Raw genomic sequence first — 15,258 nt, forward strand, 5'->3', positions numbered from 1 at the left:
CCTGCTCTCAATCCTGGTAAACTAGGCTGAAATCAGCAAATACGGCCGGTTCCGTAGCATTGCCGCGCTGCAAGAGACCCGGCCGGGGGCTTCTGTCCCAGGGTGGCAGGTGGCGACCATCGTAATACGATTGATTGCTGGCACTGAGTTCCTGCCAGTCGCCGGGTTTGAGGCTGTAGTAAAAGCGAACCTGGTAGCCGTTTTCCACCTTCATACGCAGCTGGATAGTGGCCTGGAGTACATTGGCCTGGGCCAGTATTGTACGCTTGTTGTCTTTGGTTTCCCATACCTGAACCGTATCACCGGCGATCCCGATGCCGACCGCCTGGTTAGCATCGCCATAAAGCGTGAGACCTTTCAAGGCAGCATTCTTATTGATCACCTGGGTGGTCATTTCGTAGTTGCCGGATACCGGGCGAACGGTCAGCGCGGTGCCGGTGACATTATCGGCGGTGGGCTTGCCAGACAGGTATAGGCTGCCTTTTTTGATGGTAGTGGCGGGAACCGTATGCCTGAAATCCCACTGCCAGTACAGGGGCAGTTTACTGCCTTTGAATTCATCCCGCACATCGCGACCGATGGTTTGTGCCTTCGCTGCCGCAGGGAGTGCGTTTGTCACGGAGGGGGAATTGCCCTGGTTGAAGAAGGGCCAGCCTGTGTATTCCTTCCATTTCAGCACATCAAGCATTCCTTGCCGCCCTGTAAATACATTGTCTTTTTGGCTGAAGGCATGGTAGAGGTAGTACCACGTATCGGGGGCCGTTTGTACGAAGGTGCCATGACCGGGGCATTTCCAGGTATCATTTTGGGTAAGTATAGGATTGCCTTCGAAGTTGGTATAAGGTCCTTCGATCTTCTCTGCGCGGGCTACCCGCACATTATAACTACAACCTACTCCACAGCAGCCACCGGCAGAATAAAAGAGGTAATAGTGATTATTCCATTTCAGGTGCACCTGCCCTTCCATGCCTTTTCGGTCGTCATCGCGCAGCAGGGTAAAATAGTCGCCGTCACGCTTCAGGCCATCGGGCGTGAGTTTGCAACCTAGTATTTCAATCGGGCGCTTATCGAGGCCATAAGCCTTGAAGGTCATGTACAGCGTACCCTTGTCATTGAGAATATAGGCATCGATGGCTTCCTTGCCATGCTCGATGATGATACCGTGATCGGTGAATCCTTTCAAAGGATCTTTGGTTGTAGCCACCGCGATGAACGACTGGTTATCAGACTTTCTACGGGCTACATAGTATACATAGAAAGTATTGTTGTGGTAGTACAACTCCGGCGCCCAGAAGGAAGCCGAAGCCCACTCGGGTGTTTTGTTGAATACATAACCTACCTGTTTCCAGTTGACGAGGTCTTTGGACGTGAAGAGCGGAAAATGCGGCGCCCACTCCGAAGACGTGCCCGTGGCATAATAGGTATCGCCGACCTTGATAACGGAGGGATCGGCAAAATCGCCGGGGATCACGGCATTGGCATAGGTAGTCATGGCAGGTGACTTGGCAGGTTGCGCCACGGTAGCCAAACTCATGAACGAGGCCACGAGAATGGCAGTTATATGAATAATAGCTTTTGTCATTTTACGGATTGTTTGGGGTCATATACAGCGACTGCCACGCGTGAATCGGCGCAGCCGTAATACAGGAACCATTGCTTTTTATAATATACCAGTCCCTCAATGAACACGGTACCGGAAGGGTACTGCCCACTTTTTTCGAAAGGCTCCGAAGGTATGAGGAAAGGTTTATCGAGGCGGGCCTTTACGGTGAAGGGATCTTTGGCATCGAGCAATACCTGCCCGGCACAATACGAATTGGGGGTATAAGCCGGGTCCGATTTCTCACCTCTACCGTTCTTACCATTGTACAGTAGGATGATGCCCTCTTTGGTCAATACGGCGGGCGGACCACATTCGGTGAGGTCGCTGTCGAAATAACCCCTTCTTGTTTTGATCACCGGCTTCAGGTTGCCCCCTTCATCCACCACTGGCGTCCAGTTGATAAGATCATCGGAGGTGGCCATATTCACCTGGTACTCGCCCCAGAAGATCTGGTATTTGCCATTGAGTTTGGTGATCACAAGACGTCCGTTCTTCAGCGTGGTCAGCAGGGAGGCCGATTTGCTGGGCACATCGAAATATTTACCCCCATACTTCTTGAAGGCAGGACCATGCTTGGTCCAGTTGACGAGATCGCGGGAGGTGGCAACACCAATACGCGGCACCTTGCGGTTCCACTGCGTATACAGCATCACGTACAATCCATCTTCCGTCACCGCGATGCGGGGATCCTCGCAACCGCCGGGCCATTCAAATTCTTTCTGGCTATCATCGGCGGGATATAATACCGGTGTGGGCCGGCGGGTAAAGTGCAGTCCATCGGCCGTAGCGGCGAGGCCAAGCCTGGAGGTGCGGAAACCGATGCCGATGCCGTATTTATCTTCTGCACGGTACAGCACATACAGGCTATCACCTTTGGCGATGGCGGCAGGATTGAAGGTATCATTGGATTCCCAATCGACGGGCTTGCCGTTCATGGGGCAGTTGAATCGACTGTTGCTATCGGGAGCGATGACGGGATTTACGTTTTGTGGCCGCACGAAAGGCCCCAGGGGCCAGGTGGGTTGTTGCGCCTGCACGGCGGTCAATGTGATCAGAGCGGCAGCCAGGCATACTATTCTTTGAACAACGGGCAATCGCATAGCAAGGTTTTGTGTGGCAGGAATGAGTTGCGGCCCAAAATAACATATTTAACCGATTGAATGGCAAGGTTTGGGTGACGATGCTGATTAAAATCAGGGACTGGGGATGCGCAGGTCATGTAAGCCGGGAAAAAGGAGGGGTAGTTTTGGGGTATGACACTTCATATCCACCAGGAGCGGCTGATCAGCGATATCCAACAAGAGTTCAATGACTGCTACCCTTTTTTAAAGATTGAACTGTTTGGTACTCCGTTGAAATACCAGCATACGGCGCCATTGGGTAGTAAATTACCGCGTCAATTGCCGTTAAAATCATTCGCCCAACAAGTGCCCGAAGGCAAGATCCAGGTGGAGGAAACGATGAGTGTACATCAACTGGAAGAATTGTTTCAGGCGGTGTTTGGTCTCAACCTGCAGGTATTCCGCAAGAGCGGCAACCTGTGGCTGGAAACGACGGTGACCGATAGCTGGACACTGAAGCAGCAGAATGAATATGGCCGGGAGCTGGAAGAAGTGCGCATGGCGGGCGGACGGGGGCGCTAATACAGTAAGTTCTTCAACTTCTCCATATCGGCAATACTGATCTTGCCGTCTTTGATCGCGATGAGCTTCTCTGCTTTGAAGTCGCTGAGTGTACGGATCAGTGATTCGGTGGCCGTACCTACATAATGCGCAATGTCTTCGCGGGATATATTGATGGCCGCTTTTTCGCCATTTTCTTTGTTGAATTTGAGGTGGATATCTATCAATGCCTTTGCTACCCGCTTACGCAATGATCCATAAGCCAAGCTCAGCAAACGTTCTTCTTTGTCCTGCACATTCTGAGCGATGAGCTTGATGAAGCGGCTGGCGATATTGATATCGTTGTACACCGATTGCAGGAATTCTTCTTTCGGGATCTGTACCACTTCTGCTTCTTCCAGTACCTCTGCCGTATCCTCATACGATTTATTCTCCAGCAAGGGCAGATAGCCAATAAAATCACCTACGGCATAGAGATTCGTGATGTATTCCTTACCATCCTCATGCTGCCGCACCGCCTTCACCTTGCCACTCTTCAGGTAAAACAGGTATTTGGGGCGCTTGCCTTCCGCATACAGCGTAGTTTTCTTCGCCAGGTCGAGGGTTTCGTAGTTGTCGAGCTGCATATTGATCAGTCCGCTGCTGCTGAGGTCGGTGATCATGGCGGAGGCGCCTTTCTCATCGGAAGTATATTTCCGCTGCAGCACATCCGACTTCTTCAGCCTGATCTCGATGGCATTGAGCAATTCGATATCATCGAAAGGTTTGGTGATATAGTCATCGGCGCCCATTTCCATGCCTTTGCGGAAATCGCCCCGTTCGGTTTTGGCAGTCAGGAAGATAAAGGGAATATGTTCTGTATCGGCATTTTTACGCAGGAGGTGCAACACGCCGTACCCATCGAGTTCGGGCATCATGATGTCGCAAACGATGAGGTCGGGCTTTTCGCGCATGGCCGTCTCCACCCCTCTTTTACCGTTGGGCGCCGTGAGTGTACGATACCCTGCGAGGGATAAGATCTCGGCAATATTCTCTCTGATATCGTCATGGTCGTCTATGATCAGCAGGGTATACATGGGCGATCTGTTTGTTTTCGTGCACAATAGTAATGACTTTCTGGAATAAACTGCGCTGTTTTGATGAGAATCAGCCTTTGTGCTGATGTAGGTCACCATGCCGCAACGCCCTGGCCGGTACTTTAGCTCGTCTATTTTATCGTTTGTATGGCTACATCTACCCAAGACCAGGCGTTGACCTGCGCCCATTGTGGCGAGGATTGTCCGGATAACAAGATCCGGCTGGAGTCGGCCGTATTTTGTTGCAGCGGCTGCCAGACCGTGTATCAGTTATTGAACCAGGTAGGTCTCTGCGACTATTACCAGCTCAATCAACAACCGGGATCGAGCCAGCGCATACCGGTGCGCAAGGATAAATTCTCCTTTCTCGACGATGCCGGCATTGCGCAACAACTTGTCAGCTTTCAGAACGACACGCAAACACGGGTCAGTTTTTATCTGCCCCATATACATTGCAGCAGCTGCCTGTACCTGCTGGAAAACCTGCGTAAAATGCAGGACGGCATCTTATCTTCCCGCGTTGATTTTACCCGCAAAGAGGTCACTATAGCATTCGATCACCGGCGTGTATCGTTGCGCCGTGTGGCAGAATTGCTGACAGCAACGGGCTATGAACCTTATATCAGCTTATCCTCCATGAAGGGCGTGAAGCCGGGGGTAGACCGGTCGCTGATCTACCGGCTGGGCATAGCAGGTTTTTGCTTTGCCAATATCATGCTGATGAGCTTTCCCGAATACCTGGGCCTGGAACGTGCCGAGCGCTCCCTGCAAGGCATGTTTCGCCTGCTGAACTTCGTACTGGCGCTCCCCGTATTCTTCTATAGCGCCTTTCCCTTTTTTGAGTCGGGCTGGAAGGGACTGCGGCACCGCTTCCTCAATATCGATGCCCCCATTGCGCTGGCCGTGCTCATCACTTTTGGGCGCAGTGTGTATGAGGTGATCTCAGGTACAGGCGCCGGTTATTTCGATTCGATGTCGGGCATTGTATTTTTTATGCTGGCGGGCAAGGTGATGCAAGACAAGACCTACCGGCAACTGTCCTTCGACCGGGATTATACGTCCTGGTTCCCGGTAGCCGTGTCTGTAATTAAAGACGAAGTGGAAACGCCGGTAGCCCTGCCGGATATCAAGGCGGGCGACACCTTACTCATACACCATGGAGAACTGATACCTGCCGATGGCATCCTGACGCGTGGGCAAGGATTGATCGACTATAGTTTCGTGACGGGCGAATCGGCGCCAGTGGTTCGTGAGATGGGCGAGCTGGTATATGCGGGTGGCCGTCAGCAAGGCGCCAATATGGAATTACTCGTTACGCGGGAAGTGGCCCAAAGCTACCTGACGCAGCTGTGGAACCGTGAGGCTCAGCACACCAAAACAGATAAGGACAAAGATTCTTTCGTACACCTGTTGAGTCAATATTTTACCTGGGTGGTGTTTGGCATCGCCGCCGTGACCGCTACCTTCTGGGCATTCAAAGACCCATCGGTGATCTGGAATGCCGTGACGGCCATCCTGATCGTGGCCTGCCCTTGTGCCTTGCTGCTGTCGGGCACCTTCACCAATGGCAATATCCTGCGCATACTGGGTCGCAACCGTTTTTACCTGCGGGATGCACAGGCCATCGAAGACATTGCCGACATCAACCATATTGTATTTGACAAGACGGGCACGCTGACAGCGGCCCAGGAAATGGAGATACATTTTGAAGGGGCTTCCCTCACTGCCCACCAGGAAATGCTGGTGAGTATACTGGCCTCGCAAAGTCAACACCCACTCACCCGATCACTGGCAGCACAACTGCCGCGTAAGGCGGGATTGGAAGTAACGCAGTTTCGCGAACTGACCGGCCGTGGCATAGAAGGTTATATAGAGGGGGTGCACCTGCGGCTGGGTTCGCGGGCATTTGCCGGCAATGGCAGCAATCAATTGCTGGGTGGCAGCCGGGTGTATGTCACCTTCGATGGGCGGCTGGCGGGCTCTTACGTGTTTACCCACCATTACCGCGCAGGCATTCAACCACTGATCGATCAATTGCGATCTAGGTATTCTCTGTCGCTGCTGAGTGGCGACAATAGCAGCGAGGAAAGCAACCTGCGCAATATGCTGGGCCCGTATGCCGACCTGCGCTTTCAGCAGCAACCACCAGACAAACTACACTATATCGAGGAACTGCAAACCCGCCGTAAGCGGGTGATGATGATCGGTGACGGCCTCAATGACGCGGGCGCCTTGCAGCAAAGTGATGTGGGCATTGCGCTGGCAGAGAATACCAATCATTTTACACCGGCGAGTGATGCGATCCTCGAGGCGCGTCAACTGCCTTTGCTGAACCGCTTCATCAGGCTGTGCCGCGCCAACCGCCGGATCATTCTGGCGAGCTTTTGCCTGTCGATTCTTTACAATGTGATCGGAGTCTTCTTTGCGGTGCAGGGACATCTATCGCCCATGATCGCAGCCATCCTGATGCCATCAAGCAGTTTGAGCATATTGCTGATCACGTATGGCAGCAGTCAGTTGGCGGCGCGGAGGCTGAAGTTGTGAAGAAAGGCAACAAGGCAGCAAGGCATCGAGGCAACTGAGGAAAGGCAGGAAGAGAAGGCAACGAGGCAACAAGGCACAAAGGCAACGAGGGGGAAAAGGCAGGCTCTTTCGGGCCCGCCTTTTCTTTTTTAATGCGGGCAACTGTTAAAGCACATGACATACACCTGACAAATATCAGTTTCTACCATAAGGTAAGTCATCCTCATTCCTTTGGTCGCGGGATACTTTTGAGGCGTCAACCTTCTTACTTATGACAGTGATCATTCTCTTACTAGGTGTCAGTATTTCCGTGTCGGCCATCTTCCTGGCAGGCTTTATCTGGAGTGTCCGCCACAAACAATACGACGACGAGTTTTCACCACCTGTACGCATCTTATTTGATGACAAACCCAAAGAAGTATAAATCATGATCGCGACTGAAAACATGGCTGTTCCCGAACAGCGAACTACTGCCCCTGCCCTACCGGTAGACAAATTCTCTTATGACAACACAACCGTTAAATGGTTTGCCTATGCAGTGCTGTTCTGGAGCATTGTGGGCATGCTGGCAGGACTCTGGGCATCTATTTCTCTTTTCTACCCCGGCATCAACCTGGGATTACCTGCCACCACCTTTGGCCGTATGCGTCCGGTACATACCAATGCCGTGATCTTCGCCTTTGTCGGCAACGGTATCTTCATGGGTGTATATTATTCTTTACAAAGGCTGTGTAAGGCCCGGATGTTCAGCGATACGCTGAGCAAGATCCATTTCTGGGGCTGGCAGCTGATCATCGTAGCCGGCGCGCTGACCTTATGGGCCGGCTTTACGACCGGTAAAGAATATGCCGAACTGGAATGGCCCATCGACATCGCGATCACCCTGGTATGGGTACTCTTTGGCATCAACATCTTCGGTACGATCATCAAACGCCGCGAAAGTCACCTGTACGTTGCGATCTGGTTCTATATCGCTACCTGGGTTACCGTCGCGATGCTGCACATCGTCAACTCTTTCGAATTACCCGTTTCTATCCTGAAAAGTTATAGCTGGTATGCCGGTGTACAGGATGCGCTGGTGCAATGGTGGTATGGCCACAATGCGGTGGCTTTCTTCCTCACCACGCCCTACCTTGGACTGATGTATTATTTTCTGCCGAAGGCGGCTAACCGGCCCGTCTATTCTTACCGGCTTTCGATCATTCACTTCTGGGCCCTGATCTTTATCTATATCTGGGCGGGACCTCACCACCTGTTGTATACCTCCCTGCCCGACTGGGCACAATCACTCGGGGTAGTATTCTCCGTGATGCTGATCGCGCCCAGCTGGGGTGGCATGCTGAACGGATTGTTCACGCTCCGTGGCGCCTGGGACAAGGTACGCGAAGAACCTGTGCTGAAGTTCCTGGTGGTAGCCATCACCTGTTACGGTATGGCCACTTTTGAAGGTCCCATGCTGAGCCTGAAGAATGTCAATGCCATCTCGCACTTCACCGACTGGACGATTGCGCACGTACACGTGGGCGCCCTGGGCTGGAATGGTTTCTTGACCTTCGGCGTGTTGTACTGGATCATCCCGAAGATGTGGAATACACCGCTCTACTCGAAAAAACTGGCGGGCACCCACTTCTGGATCGGCACCATCGGTATCGTACTGTACGCAATCCCTCTGTACTGGGCCGGCTTTGCGCAAAGCATGATGTGGAAGAACTTTACCGAAGAAGGTCAGTTGAAGTTTCAGTTCCTGGAGACCGTTACCCACGTGATCCCCCTATACATCACCCGCAGCATCGGTGGGGCACTGTATATCGCCGGTGCATTCATCATGGTATACAACCTGCGTAAGACCATTAAGCAGGGTTCTTTCATCGCCAATGAGGCCGCAGAAGCAGCGCCCCTGGCCAAAGAAGTGGTTACCCACGGTAAACAACACTGGCATCGCTGGATTGAAAAACGCCCCATGCAAATGCTTGTATTCAGCCTGATCGCCGTCGCCATCGGTGGCATCCTGGAGATGGTGCCCACCTTCCTTGTGAAGTCGAATGTGCCCTCGCTGAGTAGTGTAAAACCGTATACGCCGCTGGAACTGCATGGCCGCGACATCTATATCCGCGAAGGCTGTTATACCTGCCATTCGCAAATGGTACGTCCTTTCCGGGATGAGGTAGCGCGGTATGGCGAATACTCCAAGGCTGGTGAGTTTGTATACGATCACCCCTTTCAGTGGGGTTCCAAACGCACCGGTCCCGATCTGGCACGCCTCGGCGGCAAGTATCCCGACAGCTGGCACTACAACCACATGCTCGACCCGCAGAGTATGTCGCCTGGCTCGATCATGCCTACCTATGGCTGGCTGCTCGACGACAAGATCGATACGGCCCGTACGGCTCCGATGATCCGTGCGATGCAGACACTCGGGGTGCCTTATCCCGCAGGCTATGATCAGCAAGCCAACAGAGACCTGCTGCTGCAGGCCGACGAGATCAAACTGAGCCTGGCCGGTGACAAGATCAAAACCAACAACCAGCAGGAGATCATCGCGCTGATCGCTTACCTGCAACGGCTGGGCAAAGACATCAAGGCTATGCCGAAGGAAGCAACCGCCGGCAATGAATAACCACCTTACTCACCATAATTCACCACGATCATGAAATTCATACACTATATCGAGAAGATCAGCGGGGTCAGCATTTACGGACTAAGCTCGTTCCTGATCTTCGGCATCTTCTTCCTGCTGATGCTGACCTGGGCCCTCAAAGCCGACAAAAAGATGATCGACGAGATCAGCCGTATCCCTCTTGACCAATCTCTATAACTACCGATCATGAGCAAATCATCCATACAACCCGAACGCTTCCGAATGTACCGTAGTATGCGCAAATCTTTTCTGCTGGCAGGTAGCCTGCTGAGTGCTCCGGCCTTGTGGGCCCAGGCTCCTGTGCCCTCTTCGATCAACGACCCCTTCGTCGTCATCATGATCATCATCATGGCGGTGCTGGCCCTGCTCATTGCCCTGCTGGCTTATGTGGTGCTGGGCAGTGCGGAGATCTTCCGCGACAAGCAAAAGCAGGAAGAGGCCCTGGCCCCCGAAGGGGTGGTACCCACCAATGGCGTGGAGTCTGTTCAAAAAAAAAGTCAGGGTGCGGGTCCTGTGCTGTCTGTCGTTGCGCTGCTGATGCTGGCCCTGCCAGTCATGGCGCAGGACACTGAAGTAACTACCGCCGCGGTGAATGGCTATCGGTTATCGGACACGGCTTTTTATACCATGACGAGTGTGATCTTCCTGGAGCTGGTCGTGATCGGGGTATTGCTGTACAACCTCAATATTCTGCTGGGCATCCGCCGCAAGAAGAAGCTGGCTGCCATTGCTGCAAAACCCACCGTAAGTTGGTGGGACAAGATGAACAAGTTTAAACCCGTAGAGCAGGAATCGGACATCGACCTCGGCCACGACTACGACGGTATCCGCGAGCTCGACAATCGCCTTCCACCCTGGTGGCTCTATGGGTTCTATGTGTGCGTGCTCTTTGCCATCGTGTACCTGTGGCGCTACCATGTATCGCACAGCGCGCCCTCCAGCCTGCAGGAGTATGAAATGGCCGTGCGGGAAGCGGAAGTCAAGAAAGCCGCCTTTCTCGCCAAAGCCGCGAACAATGTTGACGAGCATTCGGTGAAACTGTTGACTGCCGTCAGTGACCTGGATGCCGGGCAGAAAACATTCGTATCACTTTGTGCCGCCTGTCATGGTAAAGCCGGCGAAGGCGTAGTAGGACCTAACCTGACCGATGGTTACTGGTTACATGGTGGCAGCATCAACGATATTTTCAAGACCATTAAATACGGTGTACCGGAAAAAGGAATGAAGAGCTGGAAAGATGATTTTTCTCCGGTACAGATCGCACAACTCGCCAGCTATATTCATTCGCTGGCCGGCACCAATCCGCCGAACGGCAAAGCACCACAAGGTGAACTGTACCAAGCAGCTGGTGTGGATACCACAGGAGATGCGCCAGCGACGGATAGTGCAACAGCGGTAAAATAGGTTCAACAAAACCACTGTCAGACGCACGCCAGGATCGTAGGGTCACATGAGAAAAATACAGCAGCAGATCGTGTACCAGGATCATAGGGTTTCATTGTATTAAGTATTCTTATGCCAACAGCAGATAACATAACAATGAGGGATGCATCGGACGAAAGTTTCCGGGACCGGATCGCTACCGTAGATGCGAAAGGAAAGCGGAAGTGGGTATTTGCGCAGCAGCCCAAAGGGCGTTTGTATCGCTGGCGTACGCTGGTCAGCTGGGTTTTCTTTGCGTTGTTCATCGGTCTACCCTTTATCCATATCGATGGCAGGCCCTTGTTCCTCTTCAATATCCCCCAGGCCCGCTTTATCATTTTCGGCAAAGTATTCTGGCCCCAGGATTTCTTCATCTTCGGGCTCACGACGGTGACCTTTGTCATCTTCGTTGTGCTGTTTACTGCTGCCTTTGGGCGACTGTTCTGTGGGTGGGTTTGTCCGCAGACCATCTTCATGGAGATGGTGTTTCGCCGGCTCGAATACCTGATCGAAGGCAGTGCTGCTTACCAGAAGCTGCAACAGGGCAAACCCTGGACTACTGAAAGAATTGTACGCCGTACCGGCAAACACATAGCTTTCTATATCCTGTCGTTTATCATCGCAAACCTCTTCCTCGCCTATATCATTGGCATCAAAGAATTGTATAAGATCGTTATCGAACCGGTGAGTCAGCATATTGGCGCCCTGTTTTCCCTTGCCCTGTTCTCAGGCGTATTCTATGCGGTGTACGCGTTCTTCCGTGAGCAAGCTTGTACCGTGGTTTGTCCTTATGGAAGACTGCAGGGCGTGTTGCTGGACAAGAACTCAATGGTGGTGGCCTACGACTACAAACGTGGTGAACCCCGTGGCAAGTTGAAGAAAAAGCCCATCCTCGACACCGGCGACTGCATCGACTGTTTTCAATGCGTGAAGGTGTGCCCTACTGCTATCGATATCCGCAACGGGACGCAGATGGAGTGTGTGGGATGTACCGCCTGTATCGATGCGTGTAATGCCATGATGACCGCGGTGGGCAAACCAGAAGGACTGATCCGGTATGCCTCCGAGAACGGCATTGCGAAGAAAGAGCCTTTACACTATACCACCCGGATGAAACTGTATACCGGTCTGCTGGCGGTGCTGGTAGTATTGCTCACCATTCTACTCATGACCCGCAAAGACATCGATACCACCATTATGCGTACGCCTGGTATGCTGTACCAGGAGCGCGGCACCGACAGTGTATCGAACCTTTACAATATCAAGGTGGCGAATAAAACGACCACCACCTTCCCACTACGTTTGGTATTGGAAGATGTGCCCGGCCATATCGAAGTGATTGGTGGTCACGCAATCACCGTGAAAAAGGAAGATGAGGGATCCGGCTCTTTCTTCGTGGTATTGCCATTGAAGGCAATCAAGGAACGCAAGCAGTCTATCCGTATCGGGCTGTATGAGGGGGATCGGAAGATCGACGTGGTGAAGACGAATTTTCTGGGGCCTGTGGAGTAGAAAGGCAACAAGGCATCAAGGCAACGAGGAAAGGCGTGAAGGCGGAGGAGAGGCATCGAGGCACATAGGCAATCCCGCCATGCGGCGGGACAGGCTATAAAAGAACAACAGCGTGGTAATGAGGGACAGGATTGTCATACAATTAAATCTACCGTTATGAATTGGGGTAACAAATTATTACTGGTGTTTGCAGGTTTTGGCAGCTTCATGGGTTTTATGGTGTACCGCTGTATGCAGTCGCCGGTGAACCTGGTTGCTAAAGAATACTACCGTGACGAACTGGCCTATCAACAAGTGATCGACGGCAAGGCACTCGCGCGGCAACTCAGCAGCGAAGTGCAGGTGCAGCAATCTACCGACTCTATCCGCATTCAACTACCTGCAGAAATGAAAGCACAGGCCATCAAAGGACAGGTATTGTTTTATTGTGCCGCGGACTCCCGCAAAGACCGCCACTTCGACCTGCAGCCCGATGACGCTGCCCTGCAACGCCTACCCAACAAACTGGTATTACCCGGTCAGTATATGGTTAAAGTAGACTGGCTGGTGGGTGATGCCCGTTATTACTCCGAAACTCCCTTCACTGTTCAGTAATATGTGGCCCATCTTTACCAGTGGTGTTGTTTTGGGTCTCTTCAGCAGCCTGCATTGTGTTGGCATGTGCGGGCCGCTGGTCATGGCTTTACCGCTTGCCGGGCAATCAACCCGGCGGCGGCTTTTATCCATGACCTTGTACCATGGTGGCCGGCTACTCACCTACTCGCTGCTTGGACTTGCCTTTGGACTGGCAGGCCGTCGCCTGCAACTGGCGGGGTGGCAACAGGGTTTCTCCATCGGTCTGGGCATCCTGCTGCTGGCAGCCTGCCTGTTCTCCCTGGTACATCATCAACTGGCCTCCTTCGCACCTATTGCTGCTTTTCAACGCCTGGTCACGCAATTGAACATACGCCTGTGGCAGGCACCTAAACGTTATGGATTCCTGTTGCTGGGTATGGCCAATGGCCTGCTGCCCTGCGGCCTCGTGTACCTGGCAGTAGCAGCAGCACTCACCACCGGACATGTCGGCATGAGCAGCCTGTTTATGGCTTGCTTTGGCCTGGGTACCCTGCCCGCCCTGTTGGCCGTCGGCTACGGTGGTATACGACTTAACCTTCATTGGCGCACGCGCTTCCGGAAAGCCGTGCCTGTTGTAATGATGACGATGGGTATTTTATTAATCCTTCGCGGGCTGGACCTCAACATTCCTTTTATCAGTCCCCCCTTGCCGCAGGTGCCTACCAACAGCGCTTCCTGCCACTAGAGCGCTAATGCTTTCAAGCCTACTGTAACGGTGGTGCCCCTGTCGAGCTCACTTTGCAGCGCGATGTCACCTTCCAGCAATTCTACATACCGCTTTACGATGTGCAGGCCGAGTCCTGTGCCTTCGATATTGGTTACATTGCGCGCGCGGAAGAACGTGGTGAACAAATGCTGCTGGTCTTCCTCGGCGATGCCCATGCCCTGGTCTTTGACGGAGAGGGTCAGTTGATCGCCTTCGATGTGCACGGTGAGTACAATTGTGGCACCTTCACCAGAGAACTTGATGGCGTTGCTGATGAGGTTGATGAGTATGTTGCGCAGCAGGCGGTTGTCGGTGGTGAATTCGTTGGGGCCTTCGCAGATCGTTTGTATCTGCTGTCCGGGTTTGAGGATGAGGTTCATCTCATCCACCACCTCGGCCAGGAACTCGCGCACGGCGAAGCGGACGGGATCGGCTTTGATACGCCCTTCTTCGAGCTTGCCCAGGGAGAGGAAATCTTCGAGTAGTACGTTGAGGTGCTTGACGGAATCACGGATACGGCGGATATGTTTATCGCGCTTCTCCTGGTCTTCTGTCTGTGTGTATTTGCCGATCAGCGCAGCTGACGACAATACGGTGCTGAGCGGTGTGCGGAACTCGTGCGAGGCCATGGAGACAAAGCGGGACTTGATCTCATTCAACTCCTTCTCTTTGTTGAGGGCTTCACTCAGTTCTCCTTGTGATCGCTCCAGTTCCTGCAGGGCTTCGCGGAGGATGAGGGTACGGTCTTCTACCTTGGTTTCCAGTTCAGCGTTGAGCTTGCGCATATCGGCCGTGATCTGTTCGAGTTGTGCTTTCTGCTCGAGCAATTCCGTTTCTGCTTGCTTGCGCGCGGTGATGTCGACGATAAAGGCGATCACGAAGAACTGATCGCTCTGCTGGTAGTGACTGAGACTGACCTCTACGGGAAATTCGCGCCCGCTGCGTGTTCTGGCAAAGAGGTCACGGCCATGGCCCATGGAGCGATTGGAGGGTTTCTTGTAGAAGCCTTCCCGGTCTTTGTTGTGCCTGCCATGGAAACGGGCGGGTATGAGGGTTTCGATCGGCTTGCCCAGCAGCTCTTCCTTATCATATTCAAACAAAGCGGTGGCGGCGGGATTGATGAGCACGATCTCGCCTTTGCTGTTGGTGAGCACGATGCCTTCGGTGGCATGTTCGAACAGGGCATTGACCTGCCGCTCGTCGGACTCGATGGAGCGGTATAATTTCTTGACGTACAGGACTGCCAGGGTGGTGATGATCACGATCACGCTGCTGAAAAGGTGCTGCATCATGATCTGCTGCGTGTTCATACTTTCGTGGGGATAGAAGAACGAAAGGATGATGAGCACGATGGCTACCATACCCGCGATGCGGGTATAGCGGTCATTTTTGAGGAATACGGTAAGCAGTACAGCTATGACGAGACCGCTGTCGTAAAAGCTAACCCCAGGGTTGAGGTATTGCAGTACGGCCGTGGTGATCGTAACTATCATGCAAAACAGCAATACATTCAGCGGCTTTTCAGTAAACATATCCGGTGA

The 15,258-nt window shown here is 52.9% G+C and carries 13 protein-coding genes; 9 read left to right on the forward strand and 4 right to left on the reverse strand.

What is annotated here, in order from left to right; translation table 11 throughout:
• Positions 1 to 7: 7 nt before the first annotated feature.
• Both P2W70_RS24205 and P2W70_RS24210 read right to left on the reverse strand, forming a co-directional pair.
• On the reverse strand, positions 8 to 1,582 hold the full coding sequence (locus P2W70_RS24205) for a family 43 glycosylhydrolase (protein ID WP_276484123.1): 1,575 nt from the start codon (positions 1,580 to 1,582) through the stop codon (positions 8 to 10).
• Positions 1,579 to 2,703, reverse strand: a complete 1,125-nt coding sequence (locus tag P2W70_RS24210; RefSeq protein WP_276484124.1) for a glycoside hydrolase family 130 protein — start codon at positions 2,701 to 2,703, stop codon at positions 1,579 to 1,581. Before P2W70_RS24210 ends, P2W70_RS24205 begins: the two co-directional genes overlap by 4 nt.
• Positions 2,704 to 2,856: 153 nt before the next feature.
• Here P2W70_RS24210 and P2W70_RS24215 point away from each other — a divergent pair, with 153 nt between their 5' ends.
• A complete protein-coding gene (locus P2W70_RS24215; protein WP_276484125.1) occupies positions 2,857 to 3,246 on the forward strand; it encodes a hypothetical protein in 390 nt (129 codons plus the stop codon).
• Here P2W70_RS24215 and P2W70_RS24220 read toward each other — a convergent pair.
• Positions 3,243 to 4,301 carry a response regulator gene (locus tag P2W70_RS24220; RefSeq protein ID WP_276484126.1) on the reverse strand — a complete coding sequence of 353 codons (1,059 nt, stop codon included), beginning with the start codon at positions 4,299 to 4,301 and terminating at the stop codon, positions 3,243 to 3,245. The two genes, P2W70_RS24215 and P2W70_RS24220, sit on opposite strands and share 4 nt — an antisense overlap.
• 147 nt (positions 4,302 to 4,448) lie before the next feature.
• Between P2W70_RS24220 and P2W70_RS24225 the strand changes: the two genes are divergently transcribed.
• The 8 genes from P2W70_RS24225 (at position 4,449) to P2W70_RS24260 (ending at position 13,696) form a co-directional block, all read left to right on the forward strand.
• Positions 4,449 to 6,845, forward strand: coding sequence for a heavy metal translocating P-type ATPase (locus P2W70_RS24225; RefSeq protein ID WP_276484127.1), 2,397 nt, complete (start codon positions 4,449 to 4,451; stop codon positions 6,843 to 6,845).
• A gap of 250 nt (positions 6,846 to 7,095) precedes the next feature.
• On the forward strand, positions 7,096 to 7,248 hold the full coding sequence (ccoS, locus tag P2W70_RS24230; RefSeq protein ID WP_276484128.1) for a cbb3-type cytochrome oxidase assembly protein CcoS: 153 nt from the start codon (positions 7,096 to 7,098) through the stop codon (positions 7,246 to 7,248).
• 3 nt (positions 7,249 to 7,251) lie between these two features.
• Entirely contained in the window at positions 7,252 to 9,441 is a 2,190-nt protein-coding gene (gene ccoN / locus P2W70_RS24235; RefSeq protein WP_276484129.1) for a cytochrome-c oxidase, cbb3-type subunit I, read from the forward strand.
• A gap of 30 nt (positions 9,442 to 9,471) precedes the next feature.
• A complete protein-coding gene (locus P2W70_RS24240; RefSeq protein WP_276484130.1) occupies positions 9,472 to 9,639 on the forward strand; it encodes a CcoQ/FixQ family Cbb3-type cytochrome c oxidase assembly chaperone in 168 nt (55 codons plus the stop codon).
• A 9-nt stretch (positions 9,640 to 9,648) separates the two neighbouring features.
• Complete coding sequence (locus P2W70_RS24245; protein WP_276484131.1) at positions 9,649 to 10,866, forward strand: cbb3-type cytochrome c oxidase N-terminal domain-containing protein; 1,218 nt, start codon at positions 9,649 to 9,651, stop codon at positions 10,864 to 10,866.
• A gap of 135 nt (positions 10,867 to 11,001) precedes the next feature.
• The gene (ccoG, locus tag P2W70_RS24250) at positions 11,002 to 12,396 is read left to right on the forward strand and encodes a cytochrome c oxidase accessory protein CcoG (RefSeq protein ID WP_276484132.1); all 1,395 of its coding nucleotides are present in this window, start codon (positions 11,002 to 11,004) and stop codon (positions 12,394 to 12,396) included.
• A gap of 156 nt (positions 12,397 to 12,552) precedes the next feature.
• Positions 12,553 to 12,990, forward strand: coding sequence for a FixH family protein (locus P2W70_RS24255; protein WP_276484133.1), 438 nt, complete (start codon positions 12,553 to 12,555; stop codon positions 12,988 to 12,990).
• Between the two features lies 1 nt (position 12,991).
• A complete protein-coding gene (locus P2W70_RS24260) occupies positions 12,992 to 13,696 on the forward strand; it encodes a sulfite exporter TauE/SafE family protein (protein ID WP_276484134.1) in 705 nt (234 codons plus the stop codon).
• Here P2W70_RS24260 and P2W70_RS24265 read toward each other — a convergent pair.
• Positions 13,693 to 15,249, reverse strand: coding sequence for a sensor histidine kinase (locus P2W70_RS24265; RefSeq protein WP_276484135.1), 1,557 nt, complete (start codon positions 15,247 to 15,249; stop codon positions 13,693 to 13,695). The genes P2W70_RS24260 and P2W70_RS24265 overlap by 4 nt on opposite strands.
• Positions 15,250 to 15,258 lie beyond the last annotated feature (9 nt).

Origin of the sequence: Paraflavitalea pollutisoli (assembly GCF_029360705.1) — a bacterium.
In the GTDB taxonomy this organism is placed as follows: Bacteria; Bacteroidota; Bacteroidia; order Chitinophagales; family Chitinophagaceae; genus Paraflavitalea; species Paraflavitalea pollutisoli.

Coding starts and splice junctions, on each gene's coding strand:
- P2W70_RS24225 (WP_276484127.1), top strand. CDS start 4,449: ATGGCTACATCTACCCAAGACCAGGCGTTGACCTGCGCCCATTGTGGC.
- P2W70_RS24260 (WP_276484134.1), top strand. CDS start 12,992: ATGTGGCCCATCTTTACCAGTGGTGTTGTTTTGGGTCTCTTCAGCAGC.
- P2W70_RS24210 (WP_276484124.1), bottom strand. CDS start 2,703: ATGCGATTGCCCGTTGTTCAAAGAATAGTATGCCTGGCTGCCGCTCTG.
- ccoG (WP_276484132.1), top strand. CDS start 11,002: ATGAGGGATGCATCGGACGAAAGTTTCCGGGACCGGATCGCTACCGTA.
- P2W70_RS24215 (WP_276484125.1), top strand. CDS start 2,857: ATGACACTTCATATCCACCAGGAGCGGCTGATCAGCGATATCCAACAA.
- P2W70_RS24205 (WP_276484123.1), bottom strand. CDS start 1,582: ATGACAAAAGCTATTATTCATATAACTGCCATTCTCGTGGCCTCGTTC.
- P2W70_RS24240 (WP_276484130.1), top strand. CDS start 9,472: ATGAAATTCATACACTATATCGAGAAGATCAGCGGGGTCAGCATTTAC.
- ccoN (WP_276484129.1), top strand. CDS start 7,252: ATGATCGCGACTGAAAACATGGCTGTTCCCGAACAGCGAACTACTGCC.
- ccoS (WP_276484128.1), top strand. CDS start 7,096: ATGACAGTGATCATTCTCTTACTAGGTGTCAGTATTTCCGTGTCGGCC.
- P2W70_RS24255 (WP_276484133.1), top strand. CDS start 12,553: ATGAATTGGGGTAACAAATTATTACTGGTGTTTGCAGGTTTTGGCAGC.
- P2W70_RS24245 (WP_276484131.1), top strand. CDS start 9,649: ATGAGCAAATCATCCATACAACCCGAACGCTTCCGAATGTACCGTAGT.
- P2W70_RS24220 (WP_276484126.1), bottom strand. CDS start 4,301: ATGTATACCCTGCTGATCATAGACGACCATGACGATATCAGAGAGAAT.
- P2W70_RS24265 (WP_276484135.1), bottom strand. CDS start 15,249: ATGTTTACTGAAAAGCCGCTGAATGTATTGCTGTTTTGCATGATAGTT.